Origin of the sequence: Microbacterium sp. (assembly GCF_036566905.1) — a bacterium.
Classification (GTDB): Bacteria; Actinomycetota; Actinomycetes; order Actinomycetales; family Microbacteriaceae; genus Microbacterium.
The window spans coordinates 1-2,697 of the sequence record NZ_DATCVK010000041.1 but is presented as its reverse complement, the minus strand read 5'-3'; the positions used below and the strand labels follow the sequence as shown (position 1 = coordinate 2,697).

5 protein-coding genes are annotated in these 2,697 nt (G+C 70.7%); 2 read left to right on the top strand and 3 right to left on the bottom strand.

What is annotated here, in order from left to right; genetic code table 11:
- Positions 1-1,039, top strand: a 1,039-nt coding sequence (locus VIP82_RS04150; RefSeq protein WP_331906021.1) for an FAD-binding oxidoreductase, incomplete at its 5' end; no start/stop codon positions are given.
- A gap of 74 nt (positions 1,040-1,113) precedes the next feature.
- Here VIP82_RS04150 and VIP82_RS04145 read toward each other — a convergent pair.
- Complete coding sequence (locus VIP82_RS04145; protein WP_331906020.1) at positions 1,114-1,401, bottom strand: DUF1905 domain-containing protein; 288 nt, start codon at positions 1,399-1,401, stop codon at positions 1,114-1,116.
- Positions 1,402-1,421: 20 nt separating this feature from the next.
- Positions 1,422-1,805 (bottom strand): DUF1761 domain-containing protein, encoded by a 384-nt coding sequence (locus tag VIP82_RS04140; RefSeq protein WP_331906019.1) that lies wholly within the window; start codon positions 1,803-1,805, stop codon positions 1,422-1,424.
- Positions 1,806-1,897: 92 nt separating this feature from the next.
- On the opposite strand from VIP82_RS04140, the gene VIP82_RS04135 reads away from it, so the two are divergent.
- On the top strand, positions 1,898-2,548 hold the full coding sequence (locus VIP82_RS04135; protein WP_331906018.1) for a TetR/AcrR family transcriptional regulator: 651 nt from the start codon (positions 1,898-1,900) through the stop codon (positions 2,546-2,548).
- On the opposite strand, the gene VIP82_RS04130 is transcribed toward VIP82_RS04135, so the two are convergent.
- Positions 2,538-2,697, bottom strand: a 160-nt coding sequence (locus VIP82_RS04130) for an ArsR/SmtB family transcription factor (RefSeq protein ID WP_331906022.1), incomplete at its 5' end; no start/stop codon positions are given. The two genes, VIP82_RS04135 and VIP82_RS04130, sit on opposite strands and share 11 nt — an antisense overlap.

Below are 2,697 nucleotides of genomic sequence, written 5' to 3'. Positions count from 1 at the left end.
CGCCGTCACCGTGGGCGGCGGTGCCCGCTGGGGCGATGTCGCCGCCGTGCTCGGGCCGCACGGGCTGGGCGTGAGCTCGGGCGACACCCGCGACGTCGGCGTGGGCGGCCTCGCGCTCGGCGGCGGCATCGGCTGGCTCGTGCGCGAACAGGGCCTCGCCATCGACGCGCTCCGCGAGGTCGAACTCGTCACCGCGGCCGGCGAGGTGCTGACCGTCAACGAGACCTCGCACCCCGAGCTCTTCTGGGCGATCCGCGGCGGCGGCGGCAACTTCGGCGTGGCCACGCGGTTCGTCTTCCAGGCGATCCCCGCAGACGGACTCGTCGGCGGGCTCGTGCGGTTCGACCGCTCCGACGTGCCCGCGGTGCTCCGCGCGTGGCGCGACGTCATGCGGGCCGGGCCCGACGAGCTGAACTCCTCCCTCATGCTGTTGCCGCCGTTCGGGCCCGAGATGCCCGGTGGCCCGCAGCTCGGCGTCGCACTGAAGGGCGACGAGGCCAGGCTCCACGAACTCCTCGCCCCGCTGCTCGCGCTCCCGTCGGTCGTGGAGGTGTCACTCGCCCCGGTCGCCTACGGCGAGCTGCTCGAAGACGCGCCGCCGGGTCGCCCGCCGTTCCTGTTCGTCGGCGGCAACGGCTTCGTGCCCGACCTGTCCGACGCGGCGCTCGACGCGATCGCGGCCGCCTACGCCCGAGAGGTGCCGACCATGGTGCTGCTCCGCGCACTCGGCGGCGCCTTCTCCCGCGTCGCGCCCGACGCGACGGCGGTCGCCCACCGCGACGCCGAGGCGCTGCTGATCGTCAACGGCGTGCTCGCGGCAGATGCCTCGCCCGAGCAGCTGGCGGCGGTGAAGGCGGGCAGCGATGCCGCCCTCGCGTTCACGAGCGGCGCCTACGGCAACTTCTCGGCCGAGTACGGCCCAGAGGTCACGGCGTCGATGTACCCGCCCGCGACGCTCGAGCGCCTGCGCCGCATCAAGTCGCAGGTCGACCCGGGCAACGTGTTCCGCCGCAACCACAACATCGCACCGGCTGACTGAGTCGGCAGGCTCAGCCGACAGAGAGCGGATGCCCCGGCAGCGCGCCGGGGCATCCGCTCACTGGTCTCGCCTCGTCACCCGAGGCGTTCGGTCAGGTGCACGGTGACCTCGTCGCCGTCGGTCTTCCGGATCGAACGACGCAGGTCGGCGGCGATCGGCAGCTTGTGGGTGCCGTCGCCGAGCGCCATGAACGAGCTCCGGAACTCAACCCCGTCGACGGTGCCGGCGACCTTGACGAGTCCGCGGGTGCCGAAGATCGCGGCCGAGTCGGGCAGCTTGACGCAGGTCCAGGTGTCTCCCTCCTGCACCTTGCCGAGCACGGCGTTGAACGTGATGTCGAGCGGCCCTGCCTTGCTGGTCATGGGATGTCCTTTCTCCTGGTTCAGACGAACACGCCGACGATGACGCCGACGAGCACGAGCTTGAGCAGCCAGTCGCCGGCGTGGAGCGCGGCGGTCGAGACCGGCACCTTCTCCCATTGCACCGACCCGGCGAGCAGCACGAGCGGCAGTGCGAAGAGCGAGAGGCCGAGCAGCGCACCGGCCCAGGCGCCAGACCAGCCGGCGGTGATCATCAGGCCCGCGACCAGACCGGCGACGATGGCGCTGCGCACGAGTTCGAGCAGGATCTGCCACGGCTTCGGGCGTTCATCGCGGGCGCTGCCGCGTTCGGCGGAGGCCGGCGGAGCCTTCGGCGCCACGATGTAGTAGACGGAGCTGAGGACGAAGGCGGCCACAGCCGCGGTCGCGATTCCGAGGAAGACCAAGACCCGACCCTTCCGATTTTAGTACTGCTGGGTTCTTTAGTTACACCGTAGGCGGCCATGTAAAGTACTGTCAAGTACTAAATCGGAGGTTCATGGGCACCAGCGAAGCGCGCCACCTCGGCCGGCCACGCGGAACGGCCGGCGCTGCACTGCTCGACATCGCGAGGGCGCAGTTCCTCTCGCACGGCTTCGCCGGAACGACCATGGACGCGGTCGCTTCGGCCGCACGCATCTCGAAGGCCTCCCTCTACCGCGACTACCCGTCGAAGAACGAGCTGTTCGCCGCTGTGGTCTCCGACTGGGTCGAGCGGGGGCGCGATGCGATGAAGCCGCACACCGATGCCCTGTCGACGGCCGACGATCCCATCGCGCAGTTGCGACAGCTCGCAGGCGTGCTGCAACGCGGGGTGCTGTCTCCGGCGGTGCTGCAGATGCGCACGCTGGTGGCGGCCGAGGCCGCCCGCTTCCCCGCCATCGCCTCCGACTACGTCGAGCGCAGCTGGGAGCGGAACATCACCGCACTCGCGAACGCGTTCTCCGTGCTCTCGGAGCGCGGCGTGCTGCACGCCGAGCCCGCGCACACCGCCGCAGAGCAATTCACCTGGCTGGTGATCGCCGTTCCGCTCAACCGACTCACGCTCGAGGGGACGTCACGGCGGTACGACGACGACGAGCTCGATCGCATCGCCGACGAGGCGGTGTCGACGTTCCTTGCGCGCTTCGGGCGCAGCCTCAGACGTTGACGAGCGGTGCCGCGATCGCCTCGAGCGCACCCGGCACCAAGCGGAAGTACGCCCACGTGCCGCGCTTCGAACGCGAGAGGATGCCCGCCTCGGTGAGGATCTTCAGGTGGTGCGAGACCGTGGGCTGGCTGAGGCCGACCGGCTCGGTG